The 14,607-nt window shown below is 60.5% G+C and carries 14 protein-coding genes and 2 pseudogenes; 6 read left to right on the top strand and 10 right to left on the bottom strand.

Going from position 1 to position 14,607, the window contains the following annotated elements:
- Positions 1 to 47: 47 nt before the first annotated feature.
- On the bottom strand, positions 48 to 443 hold the full coding sequence (locus P353_RS18670; RefSeq protein ID WP_034372843.1) for an ArsR/SmtB family transcription factor: 396 nt from the start codon (positions 441 to 443) through the stop codon (positions 48 to 50).
- 95 nt (positions 444 to 538) lie between these two features.
- Positions 539 to 919 carry an ArsR/SmtB family transcription factor gene (locus tag P353_RS18665; RefSeq protein WP_034372840.1) on the bottom strand — a complete coding sequence of 127 codons (381 nt, stop codon included), beginning with the start codon at positions 917 to 919 and terminating at the stop codon, positions 539 to 541.
- Between the two features lie 218 nt (positions 920 to 1,137).
- On the opposite strand from P353_RS18665, the gene P353_RS18660 reads away from it, so the two are divergent.
- From P353_RS18660 to phoU, 5 genes are all read left to right on the top strand, one after another.
- Positions 1,138 to 2,136 carry a PstS family phosphate ABC transporter substrate-binding protein gene (locus P353_RS18660; protein WP_034372838.1) on the top strand — a complete coding sequence of 333 codons (999 nt, stop codon included), beginning with the start codon at positions 1,138 to 1,140 and terminating at the stop codon, positions 2,134 to 2,136.
- 71 nt (positions 2,137 to 2,207) lie between these two features.
- The gene (gene pstC / locus P353_RS18655) at positions 2,208 to 3,179 is read left to right on the top strand and encodes a phosphate ABC transporter permease subunit PstC (RefSeq protein ID WP_052084934.1); all 972 of its coding nucleotides are present in this window, start codon (positions 2,208 to 2,210) and stop codon (positions 3,177 to 3,179) included.
- Positions 3,179 to 4,099 (top strand): phosphate ABC transporter permease PstA, encoded by a 921-nt coding sequence (gene pstA / locus P353_RS18650; protein WP_034372833.1) that lies wholly within the window; start codon positions 3,179 to 3,181, stop codon positions 4,097 to 4,099. The genes pstC and pstA overlap by 1 nt, the downstream gene beginning before the upstream one ends.
- Before the next feature lie 7 nt (positions 4,100 to 4,106).
- Entirely contained in the window at positions 4,107 to 4,940 is an 834-nt protein-coding gene (gene pstB / locus P353_RS18645) for a phosphate ABC transporter ATP-binding protein PstB (RefSeq protein ID WP_232776703.1), read from the top strand.
- Positions 4,941 to 4,948: 8 nt separating this feature from the next.
- Positions 4,949 to 5,725 carry a phosphate signaling complex protein PhoU gene (gene phoU, locus P353_RS18640; RefSeq protein WP_052084933.1) on the top strand — a complete coding sequence of 259 codons (777 nt, stop codon included), beginning with the start codon at positions 4,949 to 4,951 and terminating at the stop codon, positions 5,723 to 5,725.
- Here phoU and arsC read toward each other — a convergent pair.
- The gene (gene arsC, locus P353_RS18635) at positions 5,694 to 6,125 is read right to left on the bottom strand and encodes an arsenate reductase (glutaredoxin) (protein WP_034372831.1); all 432 of its coding nucleotides are present in this window, start codon (positions 6,123 to 6,125) and stop codon (positions 5,694 to 5,696) included. The two genes, phoU and arsC, sit on opposite strands and share 32 nt — an antisense overlap.
- 167 nt (positions 6,126 to 6,292) lie before the next feature.
- On the opposite strand from arsC, the pseudogene P353_RS18630 reads away from it, so the two are divergent.
- A pseudogene (locus tag P353_RS18630) lies at positions 6,293 to 6,721 on the top strand (ArsB/NhaD family transporter); the annotation flags it as partial.
- A gap of 26 nt (positions 6,722 to 6,747) precedes the next feature.
- On the opposite strand, the pseudogene P353_RS18625 reads toward P353_RS18630, so the two are convergent.
- From P353_RS18625 to P353_RS29620, 7 genes and pseudogenes are all read right to left on the bottom strand, one after another.
- Positions 6,748 to 9,074 (bottom strand): annotated as a pseudogene (locus P353_RS18625) (Tn3 family transposase).
- Between the two features lie 166 nt (positions 9,075 to 9,240).
- The gene (locus tag P353_RS18620) at positions 9,241 to 10,527 is read right to left on the bottom strand and encodes an arsenic transporter (protein ID WP_034372827.1); all 1,287 of its coding nucleotides are present in this window, start codon (positions 10,525 to 10,527) and stop codon (positions 9,241 to 9,243) included.
- A gap of 1 nt (position 10,528) precedes the next feature.
- Positions 10,529 to 10,981, bottom strand: a complete 453-nt coding sequence (locus P353_RS18615; protein WP_034372825.1) for a CBS domain-containing protein — start codon at positions 10,979 to 10,981, stop codon at positions 10,529 to 10,531.
- The gene (locus tag P353_RS18610; protein WP_232776700.1) at positions 10,950 to 11,501 is read right to left on the bottom strand and encodes a VOC family protein; all 552 of its coding nucleotides are present in this window, start codon (positions 11,499 to 11,501) and stop codon (positions 10,950 to 10,952) included. Before P353_RS18610 ends, P353_RS18615 begins: the two co-directional genes overlap by 32 nt.
- Positions 11,498 to 13,264, bottom strand: a complete 1,767-nt coding sequence (arsA, locus tag P353_RS18605) for an arsenical pump-driving ATPase (RefSeq protein WP_034372905.1) — start codon at positions 13,262 to 13,264, stop codon at positions 11,498 to 11,500. Before arsA ends, P353_RS18610 begins: the two co-directional genes overlap by 4 nt.
- 17 nt (positions 13,265 to 13,281) lie before the next feature.
- On the bottom strand, positions 13,282 to 13,650 hold the full coding sequence (arsD, locus tag P353_RS18600) for an arsenite efflux transporter metallochaperone ArsD (RefSeq protein ID WP_034372822.1): 369 nt from the start codon (positions 13,648 to 13,650) through the stop codon (positions 13,282 to 13,284).
- Between the two features lie 40 nt (positions 13,651 to 13,690).
- Positions 13,691 to 14,170, bottom strand: a complete 480-nt coding sequence (locus P353_RS29620; RefSeq protein ID WP_003805882.1) for an arsenate reductase ArsC — start codon at positions 14,168 to 14,170, stop codon at positions 13,691 to 13,693.
- Between the last annotated feature and the right edge of the window lie 437 nt (positions 14,171 to 14,607).

Below are 14,607 nucleotides of genomic sequence, written 5' to 3'. Positions count from 1 at the left end.
AAACATTGAAATAATGACCGAAAGAAGACAGGCTGTCGAGTCCTGCCTCAGGCCACAGTTGCAACCTTCGAAGACCTCTTGGCCTTTGCGGGGGACTCCATCGGCGCCACGCCATCACCGCAGCCCGCTGACTCGCTCAGCTCGACGCACTGACCTGGATTGCCGGCGCAGCACTCCGCAGTCAGGTAGGCAATCACCTCGACCATGACGGAGATGTTGGCGCGATATCGCTGGTAGCGCCCCTCCTGCTCGACCGTGAGCAACGAAGCATGGGTCATGGCCTTGAGGTGGAACGACAGATTGGTAGGAGGGACGTCCAAGGCAGTGGAGATTTCCCCCGCGACCATGCCGGCAGGGCCTTGCTTTACAAGCAGACGGAATACATCGAGCCTCACAGGTGAGGACAGCGATTCAAAAACGGATGTTGCAGCTGTTTTTTCCACAGGACGACTATACAACAATCGTTGTAATGTCGTGCATCACCTCGCGTGGAAAGGGCATATGAATGCCATGGCGTCTACCGGCCTACCTCTGGAACTCAGGAGGGCTGGGGTGTAGTTTGTTTTGCCAGGTCCCGGGTCTGGGCGAGCTTGTCTTCCACGCACTGGGGCAAGTCGATCCCGCATTCCTCCGGCGAGCCATTGCAGCAATGCTCGGCGAGGAAGGCCAGCAGCTCGTTCATCCGCGGAAACTGTGCTCGATAGAACACGAACTTCCCATCCTGCCGACCAGTGATCAAGCCCGCATGCGTGAGCTCTTTCATGTGGAAGGACAAGGTCGCAGGCGCCAGCTGGAGTTGTTCTCCGATCTTTCCGACCGACATCCCGGATTCGCCAGCCACGACGAGCAGGCGATAGATGCCCAGGCGTGTTGATTGAGCCAATGCGGCAAGGGCAACGACGGCTTGATCAGTATTCATCAGGGATGCGCGGGAGCACCAGACATGGTGACATGTGGAGTTAAACGGCAGATTATCGCCAGAGCATATGACAGTTTCGTGGCGATCTGATTCGCATCTTCGCTCGTACTCGCCCTTGGCCTGTCACGAATTTGTCACCAAACCTGCACAGAATTCGCTTCGACATATCCACATTTCTAGTTATGTCGGCAATTTACCAACTACCTATCGAGGCTCCCATGGAAAAAATGTCCTTCAAGCTCGCGCTCGCTTGCGCAGCGTTCGCGTCGCTGACCGCAGTCCCTGGATACGCACAGGTCGTGAAGATCGATGGATCCTCAACCGTGTTTCCTCCCACCGAGGGCGTTGCCGAAGACTTCCAGAAGATGAAGAAGGGAGCCATGAAGGTCACCGTCGGCATCTCTGGCACGGGTGGCGGCTTCAAGAAGTTCTGCCGCGGCGAGACGGACATCTCCAATGCGTCGCGCCCTATCCTGAAGGCCGAGATGGACGCCTGCAAGGCCGCCGGCGTTGAGTATTTCGAACTGCCCGTGGGCTTTGACGCACTGACCGTCGTGGTCAACCCAAAGAACACCTTCCTCAAGCAGTTGTCGGTTGCAGAGCTCAAGACGATGTGGGAGCCTGCGGCACAGGGCAAGATCACCTCGTGGAAGCAAGTGAACCCTGCCTTCCCTGATGCCCCTCTCAAGTTGTATGGTGCGGGCTCGGACTCCGGTACGTTTGATTACTTCACCGAAGCGATCAACGGGAAGGCCAAGGCCAGTCGCGGTGACTATGCCGCCACCGAAGACGACCACGTCACGGTCAAGGGTGTCGCAGGCGACGTAAATGCCATCGGTTATCTGGGTTTTGCTTATTACGCCGAGAACCAGAGCACGCTCAAGGCAGTGCCCATTGTGGAAAAGGCCGGCAAGCCCGCCGTCGCCCCCAACGAGCAGAACGTCATCAACGGCTCCTATCAGCCGCTGGCACGTCCCATCTTCATTTACGTGAATTCCAAGTCGCTGGAGCGCCCTGAGGTCAAGGAATTCGTAGCCTTCTACATGAAGGAAGGCTCGCGGATCATGAAGGAGGTCAAGTACGTGCCACTGCCCGCCAACGCCTACAAGAACAACGAAGAGCATCTGGCCAAGGGCAAGAGGGGCACGGTGTTCGGCGGCGTTGCGGAAGTCGGCGTCACTATCGAAGAGCTGCAAAAGCGCGAAGCCAAGCTCTAAGCACGGCATACCCCGCAGGTCTGCGTCACAGGCCTGTGGGCTCATCCAAAGCTTTATTCAGGACCACCCTAGTGAGCACTTTGCCAGCCGCCCCCCTTGGCGCCAGGTCCAGCGCGCCCCGTGCAACGGGCGCGGCGAAACTGGCCCAATATGCACGCAACAAGAAGATCCGCAAGCAAAAGGAAACACTCATCGAGTTCGTCCTTCTGATGTGCGCGTGCGTGTCCGTATTCACCACCATCGGCATTGTCTACATCCTGGTCAAAGAGTCCGTGGTCTTTTTCCGCGCAGTACCAATCTGGCAGTTCTTGACCGACAAGCAATGGACACCACTTTTCTCTGACGCCCACTTCGGCATCTGGGTGCTGATGTCCGGAACGCTGACCAGCTCACTGGTGGCATTGGCCGTGGCCATCCCGCTGGGCACCATGATCGCCATCTACCTGTCAGAGTTCGCTCAGCACCGAGTGCGGGAGGTGCTCAAGCCGGTATTGGAGATCCTGTCCGGGATTCCCACCATCATCTACGGCTACTTCGCCCTGATGTTCGTGACGCCACTGATCCAGAAGATCTACCCGGGCCTGCCAACGTTCAACATCCTGTCCGCCGGCCTGGTCATGGGGGTGATGATCATCCCCTACGTCTCTTCGCTCGCAGAAGATGCGATGCGCGCGGTTCCCATGAGCCTGCGCGAAGGCTCGTATGCCATGGGCGGGACGCGGCTGCAGACAGCCATGCGGGTCGTAGTGCCGGCCGCAACATCCGGCATTGCCTCCGCCTACATCCTCGGAATCTCGCGGGCGGTCGGCGAGACCATGATTCTGGCCGTCGCAGCAGGCATGCAGCCCAACCTCACGCTCAACCCCCTGGAACCCGCAGCGACGATCACCGCGTACATCGTGCAGGTGGCACTGGGCGACCTTCCCCACGGAAGTGTCGGTTACCAGACGATCTTTGCCGCAGGGCTGTCCCTGATGGTGCTGACCTTGACATTCAATCTGATCGGCCACTGGATGCGCCGCCGCTATCGGGAGGTGTACTGATGAACGCGAAGACGAATGCGCTGCGTGCGTCGATACGCACCAGAAAGCGCTGGGACCTGCTGTTCGGCGCGCTGGGCATCCTCTCCATCATGGTCGCAGTGATGACGCTCCTGGTGCTGTTCCTCGACATGGCGATCACGGGAATACCGCGACTGAGCGTCGAGTTCTTCACCTCGTTTCCCTCGCGCCGAGCGGCCAATGCGGGCATTCTCTCCTCGTGGGTGGGATCGATTCTGGTGATGATGGTGACTGCTGCAGTGGCGGTTCCGATCGGCATCAGCAGTGCCATCTACCTGGAAGAGTACGCCCGCAAGAACTGGTTCACCGATGTCATCGAGATCAACATCACGAACCTGGCCGGGGTCCCATCCATCATCTACGGCCTGCTCGCCCTGGGCCTGTTCATCTATACGTTCGGTCTTGGCCAGAGCATCCTGACCGCCGGGCTGACGCTGGCGTTGCTGATACTCCCCATTGTCATCACGACCACTCGGGAAGCGCTGCGCTCCATTCCGGTTCATGTCCGCGAAGGGGCATACGCCTGCGGAGCCTCCAGGTTCCAGGTGGTGAGCCACCACCTGGTGCCCTATAGCCTGCCTGGCATCCTGACGGGCGTGATCATTGGCATGTCCCGTGCCATTGGTGAGACGGCGCCCATCATCACCATCGGGGCATTGACGTTCATCGCCTTCCTGCCCCCGGTTCCATTCAGCGGCACGCCACCGGCAGGAATGTTTGATTGGTTGACGTCACCTTTCACGGTGATGCCGATCCAGATCTTCAACTGGACGTCCCGGCCCGACCCCGCCTTTCTCCAGAACGCCGCTGCAGCCAGCTTTGTTTTGGTCCTTATGACTCTTTGCATGAACGCGGCGGCCATCTGGTTGAGATACCGCCTGCGCAAAAACATCAAGTGGTGAACTGTCCATGATCACGAAACCAACTCCACATCGCCATTTGGCCGCGCACGACGCAGTGCAAGAGGCAGACGAGCCAGTTCCGCCAACGAAAGCCGAGTCCCGCGACCTGGAGTTCCACTACGGCGACTTCAAAGCACTCAAGGGCATTTCCATGCCCGTCTACGAGAACAAGGTCACTGCGCTGATTGGCCCCAGCGGCTGCGGAAAATCCACGTACCTGCGCTGCTTCAATCGCATGCACGACCTGTACCCCGGAAACAAGTACGGCGGCAGCATCCACCTGCTGCCGGACGATGTGGACCTGCTGGACCCTGCGGTGGACCCCATCGAAGTGCGCATGCGAATTTCCATGGTCTTCCAGAAACCCAACCCGTTTCCCAAGTCGATTTTCGAAAACGTGGCCTACGGCCTGAAGGTGCGCGGAGAAAAGTCGGGCAGCTACATGGAGGACAAGGTGGAGGCCGCCTTGAAAAGCGCCGCGCTCTGGAACGAAGTGAAGGACCGCCTGGGCGAGTTGGCCATGAACCTGTCGGGTGGCCAGCAGCAGCGCCTGTGCATCGCCAGATCGCTGGCAACCGACCCTGAGCTCATCCTGTTCGACGAGCCGACTTCTGCGCTCGACCCGATCGCCACCAGCAGCATCGAGGAGCTGATTGCAGAAATGAAGTCCAAGGTCACCGTGCTGATCGTGACCCACAACATGCAGCAGGCCGCACGGGTGTCCGACTACACCGCCTACATGTACCTGGGCGAGCTGGTCGAGTTCGGCATGACCAAGGACGTGTTCATGAAGCCGCGCCGGCGCGAAACCGAAGACTACGTCACGGGCCGTTTCGGTTGAATGCCCCGATGCCCCGCCGGCACCTGGACCATCAGTTTGACGCCGAGCTCGAAGACCTCACCCGCCGGGTGCTGAGCATGGGCGGCTTGGTGGAGAACCAGGTGGCACAGGCGTTGTATTGCGTGGCGTTCCCCCCCCCCGAGGTGGTCGACAGGGTGTTGCACAGGGAGCGGGACGTGAATGCCCTGGAGCTGGAGATTGACCGCGAAGTGTGCGCAATCATCAGCCGCAGACAACCGACAGCTGTGGACCTGCGGCTGCTCATGGCGCTGTCGAAGACCACGGCCAACCTCGAACGGGCGGGGGATGAGGCGGTAAAAATAGCGTGCATGGCCAGGGCCATGCGCGAACACAGCTGCAGCCAAGACTTTCCCACATCGGGCCTTCGGTTCGCGGGAGGGTTGGCGGCCGTCCAACTGCGTAATTCGCTGGATGCGCTTGCAAGGATGGATGCCCCCTCCGCCTTGAACTCGCTCACCGAGGACTTGGCGATCAAGGCCGCGCTGGAGGAGTTCTTACGCTCCATGGCCAGTCACATGGCAGACGATCCTGCCTGCATCCAGGCAGGCCTGAACCTGCTGTTTGCAGCCAAGGCCATCGAGCGCATTGGAGCCCATGCGAAGAACCTGGCGGAGTTCACGATCTATGCAGCCCAGGGACTGGACGTACGGCATGTCAGCACTGCAGGCCGATTGCTACCCGCAGCGCCACCAGCCGAAAGTCGGCTGCCAGAGCAGCCTGGCCCGCGGGATCTCAGGCTACCCGCTTCCCTTGTGCGTCGATAACCAGCTCGCCGTCTTCCTTGGCAAACGGGCCGGGCAACGCTGGCAGCAAGTCCAGCACCGCTTCGGAGGGGCGGCACAGCCGGGTGCCCGCAGGCGCCACGACGATGGGCCGGTTGATCAGGATCGGGTGGGCCAGCATGGCATCGATCAACTGCTCGTCGGACAGAGCAGGTTCCTGCAGGCCCAGCTCGTCATAAGGCGTGCCCTTTTGCCGCAGCAGCGCGCGCGCGGGGATGCCCATGTCGGCGAGCAGTTCAATCAGCTTCTCGCGGCTGGGAGGCGTCTTGAGGTACTCGATGACAGTAGGCTCGATGCCGGCGTGGCGGATCATGGCCAGCACGTTGCGCGACGTACCGCACGCCGGGTTGTGGAAGATCGTGATTGGTTGAGAAGGTTGCATGAAATCAATTATGCAACTACTATTGAAATATTCAAGCGCTGGGCGCTTTTCTCTCGCCCGTAGGGCGAGCAGCTTGCCCAATCGCCGTTCAACAAACCCTCGCGCGTTTTGCTCATGATCCCCGGATCTTGAGTGTCCTCACGCAAGCAACAAGAAAGAGAATGCAGATGCTTCTGGCTCTGTCAATATTCATAGCCACCATCGCGCTGGTCATCTGGCAGCCGCGCGGGCTGGGCATCGGCTGGAGCGCCAGCGCGGGCGCCGCCGTGGCGCTGCTCACCGGCGTCGTGCAGGTGTCCGACATCGCCGTGGTCTGGCAGATCGTGTGGAACGCCACGGCCGCCTTCATCGCCATCATCATCGTCAGCCTGCTGCTCGACGAGGCGGGCTTCTTCGAGTGGGCGGCCCTGCACGTGGCGCGCTGGGGGCGCGGCAGCGGCCGCATGCTGTTCGCGCTCAGCGTGCTGCTGGGCGCGGCCGTGGCGGCCGTGTTCGCCAACGACGGCGCGGCCCTCATCCTCACCCCCATCGTGATCGCCATGCTGGTGGCACTGGGCTTCAGCCCCGGCGCCACCCTGGCGTTCGTGATGGGGTCGTCTCAGAAAACGGAAAATAAAGCACGTTAAGCTGGTTGCAGCGGCCGTAGCGGCCTGAACTTGCCCGCGCCGATCTTGGCGCTGCTGCGCCAGAGGTAATCGCCGGTCAGGTTGACGTGTTCCCATCCCAGTGGCGACAGATACTGCAATAGAGAGTCATCAACGGGCTTGCCGTGGCCACGCAGGGCATTCGCGGCCCGTTCCAGATAAACCGTGTTCCACAGCACGATGGCTGCCGTCACCAGGTTGAGGCCGCTGGCCCGGTAGCGCTGCTGCTCGAAGCTGCGGTCACGGATTTCGCCCAGGCGGTTGAAGAACACGGCGCGAGCCAGCGCGTTGCGCGCCTCGCCTTTGTTCAGCCCGGCATGCACGCGGCGACGCAGCTCGACGCTTTGCAGCCAGTCCAGGATGAACAGCGTGCGCTCGATGCGGCCCAGCTCACGCAGAGCCACGGCCAGGCCGTTCTGGCGCGGGTAGCTGCCGAGTTTCCGCAGCATCAATGAGGCGGTCACCGTGCCCTGCTTGATCGAGGTGGCCAGCCGCAAAATTTCGTCCCAATGGGCGCGGACGTGCTTGATGTTGAGCGGGCCGCCGATCATGGGCTTCAGCGCGTCATAGGCGGCATCGCCCTTCGGGATGTAGAGCTTGGTGTCGCCCAGGTCGCGGATGCGCGGGGCGAAGCGGAAGCCCAAAAGGTGCATCAGGGCGAAGACGTGATCGGTGAAGCCCGCTGTGTCGGTGTAGTGCTCCTCGATGCGCAGGTCGGATTCGTGGTACAGCAGCCCGTCGAGCACGTAGGTTGAATCGCGCACGCCGACGTTCACGACCTTGGTGTGGAATGGCGCGTACTGGTCAGAAATGTGGGTGTAGAACGTCCGCCCTGGGCTGCTGCCGTATTTCGGGTTGATGTGGCCGGTGCTCTCGGCCTTGTTGCCGGTGCGGAAGTTCTGGCCGTCCGATGACGACGTGGTGCCGCCGCCCCAGTGCTCGGCGAAGGGATGCCGGAACTGCGCGTTGACCAGCTCGGCCAGCGCGGCTTGATGAAGTCGGTCGGCGCGTCGGCAGGCACCTTGCGGGCGTTGTCGCTGTTCATGCCGCGCAGCACCTCGATGGCGTCGAGTACGTCCTTGGCGGCAGGCGCGGCCCGCAGCTTGAGCACGCCGAGAAATTCCGGCGCGTAGCGGCGCAGCGTGGCGTAGCTCTCGCCGATGCGGTGCAAGAAATCGAAGTCCTCGGGCTGCGCGAGCTTCTGCGCTTCGGTGACGCTCTCGGCGAAGGCATCCCAGGACATGACGGCCTCGATGGCGGCGAACGGATCGCGGCCTGCTTGCTTGGCCTCGATCAGCGCCTGACCGATGCGCCCGAACAGCCGCACCTTGGCGTTGATCGCCTTGCCGGACGCCTGGAACTGCTGCTGATGCTTGTTCTTGGCGGCGTTGAACAGCTTGCCCAGGATGCGGTCATGCAGGTCGATGATTTCGTCGGTGACGGTGGCCATGCCCTCGATGGCGAGCGCCACCAGGGTCGCGTAGCGGCGCTGCGCCTCGAACTTGGCCAGGTCCGTGGGCGTCATCTGACCGCCCTCGCGGGCGATCTTGAGCAGCCGATTCTGGTGAACCAAGCGCTCGATGCCCGAAGGCAAGTCGAGCGCCTGCCACGCCTTGAGGCGTTCGATGTGTTCGAGCATGTGCCTGGAATTCGGCTTGGCCGGTGACTGGCGCAGCCAGGCCAACCAGGTCGTCTTGCCGTTGTCCCGGCGTTTGAGCAGATCGTCGAGGCGGCGGCGATGCGCGTCCGATAGCGGTTCGGCCAGGGCATCGTAGATGCGCCGGTTCGCGCGGGTAATCGCTTCGGCGGTCGCTCGTTCGACGGCGTTGAGGGAGGGCAGAATGACCGACTGCCGCCGCAGGTGCTCGATCAAGGCGCTGGCCAGCACGACGCCCTTGTCGGTCTGCATGGCCAGCTCGGTCAGCAACTGAACGGCCTGCCGATAGTGGCTCATGGTGAAGGGCTGGAAGCCGAACACCGTTTGAAGCTCCACCAGGTGCTCGCGCCGTGTCTGTTCCCGCTGGCCGTACTCGTCCCAGCTTTCGATGCTGACCTTGAGCTGGTCGGCGACCAGCTTCAACAAGGGCGAAAACGGTGGCTCATCGACGCCAAGGATGACACCAGGAAAGCGCAGGTAGCAGAGCTGCACGGCGAAGCCCAGCCGGTTGACCGGACCGCGCCTCTGCCGGATGATGGACAGGTCGGTGTCGCTGAACGTGTAGTGACGGATCAGTTCTTCCTTGGCGTCCGGCAATGCCAGCAGGTTGTCACGCTCGGCGGCGGACAGGATCGAACGGCGTGGCATGGATGCTCTTTTTCTTTCTATGGCCGAGTAAATCCAGTTCCGCTAAAAAAGGCGATATAGAGCGGTATCCCGATGACCGCACTCAAAAGAATAGCCATACGCCAAGCCGCTCACCCTTCTTTACTCCAATACTGCATGCATGTCCGCAAACAGCGCTCCGCTCGCATTAAGCGAGACTCAGGCGCAGTGCCAGCGCTGCCAGGGTCGCCGCAAGTACGGGGACGGTTAGCACAATGCCCACCTTGAAGTAATACCCCCATGTGATTGTCATTCCCTTGCGCGCCAGCACATGCAGCCAAAGCAACGTCGCCAGCGAGCCGATCGGGGTGACCTTTGGCCCCAGGTCACTACCGATCACATTGGCGTAGATCATCGCGTCCTTTACCACGCCCGTTGCGCTTGTGGCATCAATGGACAGGGCGCCCACCAGTACCGTCGGCATGTTGTTCATGGCCGAGGACAGCAGCGCTGTGAGGAAGCCAGTTCCAAAGGCGGCGCCCCATACACCGCCTTGTGCGAAGTAATCCAGCAGCCTTGCGATATGCTCCGTCAGGCCTTGGTTACGCAACCCATAGACCACGAGATACATTCCCAGCGAGAAAACGACAATTTGCCAAGGCGCTTCACGGATCACCTTGCGGGTGCTGATGACATGCCCGCGCGCAGCGACGACGAGCAACAGCAGGGCGCCTGCGGCAGCCACGGCGCTAACCGGCACGCCTAGCGGCTCAAGGCCGAAGAATCCGACCAGCAGCAGGGCCAGAACCACCCAGCCGAAACGAAACGTAGCCACATCGCGAATGGCCTCATTCGGCTGTTTCAACTGATTCACGTCGTAGCGTGCGGGGATGCTGCGGCGGAAATAGATCGACAGCACGGCCAGAGAGGCAATGATGGCGACAATATTCACTGGAACCATCACCGCAGCGTAGTCATTGAACCCGATATTGAAAAAGTCGGCAGAGACGATGTTGACCAGGTTGGATACGACAAGCGGCAGGCTGGCGGCATCTGCGATGAAACCGGCTGCCATGACAAAGGCGAGCGTTCCGGCCGGAGTGAAACCCAGTGCCAACAACATGGCCATGACGATTGGCGTGAGAATCAGCGCTGCGCCATCGTTGGCAAAAAGCGCGGCGACGGCTGCACCCAGCAGGATGATCAGCGCAAACAGCAGACGTCCTTTCCCTCCGCCCCAGCGTGCGACGTGCAAGGCTGCCCATTCGAAAAAGCCAGCCTCATCGAGTAACAGGCTAATGATGATGATGGCAATGAATGCGGCTGTGGCGTTCCAGACGATCTGCCAGACGACAGGAATGTCACCGATGTGAACGACACCGGACAGTAATGCCACGACAGCGCCAAGCGTCGCACTCCAGCCAATGCCCAGCCCGCGCGGCTGCCAGATCACCAGGGCGATAGTGGCAAAAAAAATCAGTAGTGCGGCAATCATGTCAATTCTCTCTTTTCAGGGGGTTTTCGAGTTCTTTAAGAAGGCTTAAGAGGTCAATCCGGGAGATGACGCCGATCACTTTCCCATCCTCCACGACAGGAAGGGATGTCAAGTGATGATCCACCATCAGCCGGACTGCAACGGACGGATGCATGACAGGCGCGACGCTGTGCACTTCCGTGGTCATTACCTCTGCGGCAGTACGCCCCTCGGCCTTGTCGCGCTGTGTCCCCTTTGGGCCAAGAAAGGAAATCCAGGAGTTCTCCTTCCAAATCGATTCACGGGGTTCAAGCCGTTCGTCCGCTCCCCGGTGAATCAAGTCCGCGGTCACAACGCCGATCAGCCGACCCGCGCCGTCGACCACCGGTACGCCGTTGATGCGATGAGCCAGCAGCAGTCTTGCGATGTCCTCAACCGGAGTTTCAGGTTGAACGGTTACCGGATCGGGCGTCATGTAGTTCCGGATCAACGTGGTCAATCTCCTTGGTTTGGTGCTCAGATTGCTCGGTTTGCCCATCGAGCAGGAATACCGGCTCCTTGTCCGCAGGCATTTCTGCGAGTTCTTCATCGGTCAAGCGGGCGTAGACCTCGATGAGGTAGCCGGTGGGGTCGCGCAGCCACAGCTCGTGTAACGGGATGCCGCGCCAAGTCGTGCGCGGCGGTTTGACGATCTCGGCACCCACCGCCACGGCGGCGTGATAGGCAGCGAGCATTTCGGCTTTTCCGGCCACACCCAAGCCCAAGTGGTAAAGGCTGTAGGTGTCGAGTGCTTCGTCGCGATCATTGACCAGCAATACCAGGTTGAGTCGCAGATGCGGCACGATGAAGGTGCTGTACCGCGCCGTGCTGTCTTTGGGCGAGACACCCAGAAAGGCGCTGTAAAAGCGGGTGCTGCGACCCAGATCGGCGACGCGCAGACTGAGATGGAATTCCCCGGCTGCGGGGAATTCAGGGGTGACAGTAGAAGGCATCATTTGACGTTCACCTTGACAAGCGCACGCAGTCGTTCTGCGCCGATCGGTTCTTCCTTCAGAAGCGGAACAACCGCGTAACGGGCCGCGTGCTGATTCGCCACAGCGCTGATTTCGCGTAGCTCGTTGGCCGCACGCTGACGCAGTAACGGCGACTTGGCCAAAGACGCCGCCACACTTGTGTTGATGATCCAGGCCCATGGCTCGATCCCGGCACGGCGCAAGTCAGCTTGCAGGTTGGCGGCCTCCAGTACCGGCGTCGTCTCTGCCAGCGTGACGACGAGTACCTTCGTCTGCTTCGGATCCTGCAATTGCATCATCGGCGTCGTGAAGTGCACGCCGGTCTTGCCCATTTGTCGTGACACTTCGCGGTGATACGCACCCGTCGCGTCGAGCAGGAGCAAGGTGTGCCCGGTCGGGGCCGTGTCCATGACGACGAACTTTTTCCCGGCCTCGCGAATGATGCGGGAGAACGCCTGGAAGACCGCAATCTCTTCCGTGCAAGGCGAACGAAGATCCTCTTCCAACAGCGCGCGGCCTTCGGCATCGAGTTGAGCGCCCTTGGTTTCCAGCACGTGCTGGCGATAGCGCTCGGTCTCTGCATGCGGATCGATTCGGCTCACGGTCAGATTGTCGAGTGAGGAATCCAGGGTATCGGTCAAGTGGGCAGCAGGATCGGAGGTCGTCAGATGCACCGGTAAGCCTCGATGTGCCAGTTCGACCGCGATGGCGGCCGCCAGGGTTGTCTTGCCTACACCACCCTTGCCCATCAACATGACCAGCCCGTGTCCATCCGCCGCGATGCCGTCGATCAGGTCGGCCATGCCGGGCTCGTCGAGTTCGATCGGGGAATCAACCGCTGCGGGTGCTTGTGGAGGAAGGTCGGTCAGCAACTGCCGCAGTGCTTCAAGGCCGACGAGATTGAAGGGCTTGAGTTCTACATGATCACGCGGAAGCGCAGTCAACGTAGTCGGGATGTTCTTCAGCGCCGTTTGTTCCCGTTCGTGGATTGCTGCGGCCAGCGGGTCGGTAGCGGCTTCGACGTGCGGCAGGATGCCGTTGATGACGAGATGTTGCTGTTTGAGGCCTATGGCTGCCAGTTCTTCGTGGGTTCGGGCTACCTCGCGCAAGGTCGCCTGCTGGGCGCGAGCGACCAGCACCAGACGGGTTTGCAGCGGATCGGCCAAGGCTTCAACAGCCGCCTTGTACTGGTTCCGCTGCTTTTCCAGACCGGCCAGCGGGCCGAGGCACGAGGCATCACCCTTGCCAGCTTCCAGGAAACCACTCCACGCGCCCGGCAGTTGCAGCAAGCGGATGGTGTGGCCGGTGGGCGCAGTATCAAAGATGATGTGCTCGTAATCAGCCGTAAGTGCCGTGTTGGTCAGCAGTGCGGTGAACTCGTCAAATGCGGCGATTTCGGTGGTACACGCACCGGACAACGATTCTTCGATACCCTTCACCACATCATCAGGAAGCACGCCGCGTACCGGGCCGACCAGGCGTTCCCGATAGGCACTGGCCGCTGCCTCGGGATCAATCTCCAGAGCAGTAAGGCGTGGAACCGCCGGAATCGGTGTGACGCGATTGCCGATATCAACATTAAATACCTGCCCAACGTTGGATGCCGGGTCAGTACTAACCAGGAGGACGCGCTTTCCGGCTTCGGCCAACTGAATGGCCGTGGCACAGGCAATCGACGTTTTGCCGACGCCGCCCTTGCCTGTGAAAAACAGAAAGCGGGGAGGAAGTTGCAGGAATTTCATCATCATTTTCTCCATGTTGTTCAGCAGCAGCCACGCGGGCCGGAGCAGCAACCGCCCGTCGCCGGTTTGGCGGCGTCTGCCGGTTGATCAATGCCGATCCAGAGGGCCAATTCAGCCCGCTTCGGATAACGTCCTGCGAGAGCCACTTCACCATCGACCAGGATCAGTGGTAGCGCATCCTGACCGGAGCGCTGCAAAAATCCTTTGACGGTCGCATTGTCGGCAAACGTCTGTGGCTGCTGTGCCAGGTTGTAGCGCTCGATGTGCGCGCCGTTCTGCTTCGCCCAATCGACATCAGCGGCAAAAGTCACCAAGGCTTGGTCAACCTCCACGCCGCAGACGCCGGTGCTGCAACACAGCGATGGGTCAAACACTTCGATCTTCTTCATTTAAAGTCTCCATCAAGTATTCAAATATCAGTCAAAAAAACTACGCCGAAAGCGCCCCAATCCGATCCAGCTCCGCCTTCAAGCGTGTCCGGTCGCGCGCAAGCTCCACCAACGGCAGCGCGAGGAAAGCTTCGATGCGACGCCGCAAGATACGGTAGGCCGCCGTGAACGCTGCTTCGATTTCCGCTTCGGTCCCTGTGGCATGAGCGGGATCGTCAACACCCCAATGCGCACGCAGTACCGGGCCAAGATACGCCGGACAGGTTTCCCCAGCGGCATTGGCGCACACGGTGATGACCACATCCGGAGCCAGCGGCAGGTTGTCCCATGATTTACTGTGCAGTCCGTCTGTATCGATACCTTCACGTGCCAGGAGCGCCAGGGAGCGCGGATGGACGGTCCCTGTCGGCTGACTTCCCGCACTCATCGCTTTCCATCCTGTCGGAGCCAAGTGGTTGAAGGTCGCTTCCGCCAAGATGGAACGGCAGGAGTTACCGGTACAAAGAAACAGGATATTCATGTTGTCGCTTTCATTGGTGTGGCTGACAGGGGGGGGTAACAGTTCCTTGGCGCAGTTCGAGGCGGTACGCAGTTCAAGGCATTGATCGGGGCTACCCGAACAGCATTCTTCGGTGAGGTACGCAATCAAATCCAACATTAACGGGATGTCCGCTCGGTAACGTTGGAAGCGACCCTCCTGCTCAACCGTCACCAGATGAGCTTGTGACAGCGCCTTGAGGTGAAATGAAAGGTTGGCCGGCGGTATGTCCAGCGCGTTAGCAATCTCGCCTGCCACCATGCCGCCCGGCCCCTTCTTGACCAACAGCCTGAACACATCCAAGCGCAGGCCCGAGGAGAGGGATTCGAAGATCGATGTTGCGGCTTGCTTTTCCATATTTAAATGATACTACAAATATCAAAACGATGCAGGCGCGTTGATCTGTCCGCCTAGACTAT

Source organism: Comamonas testosteroni, assembly GCF_000761245.1.
GTDB lineage: Bacteria > Pseudomonadota > Gammaproteobacteria > Burkholderiales > Burkholderiaceae_C > Comamonas > Comamonas testosteroni_C.
The sequence above is the reverse complement of the archived record's forward strand: the minus strand, read 5'-3'. Positions and strand labels throughout refer to the sequence as shown.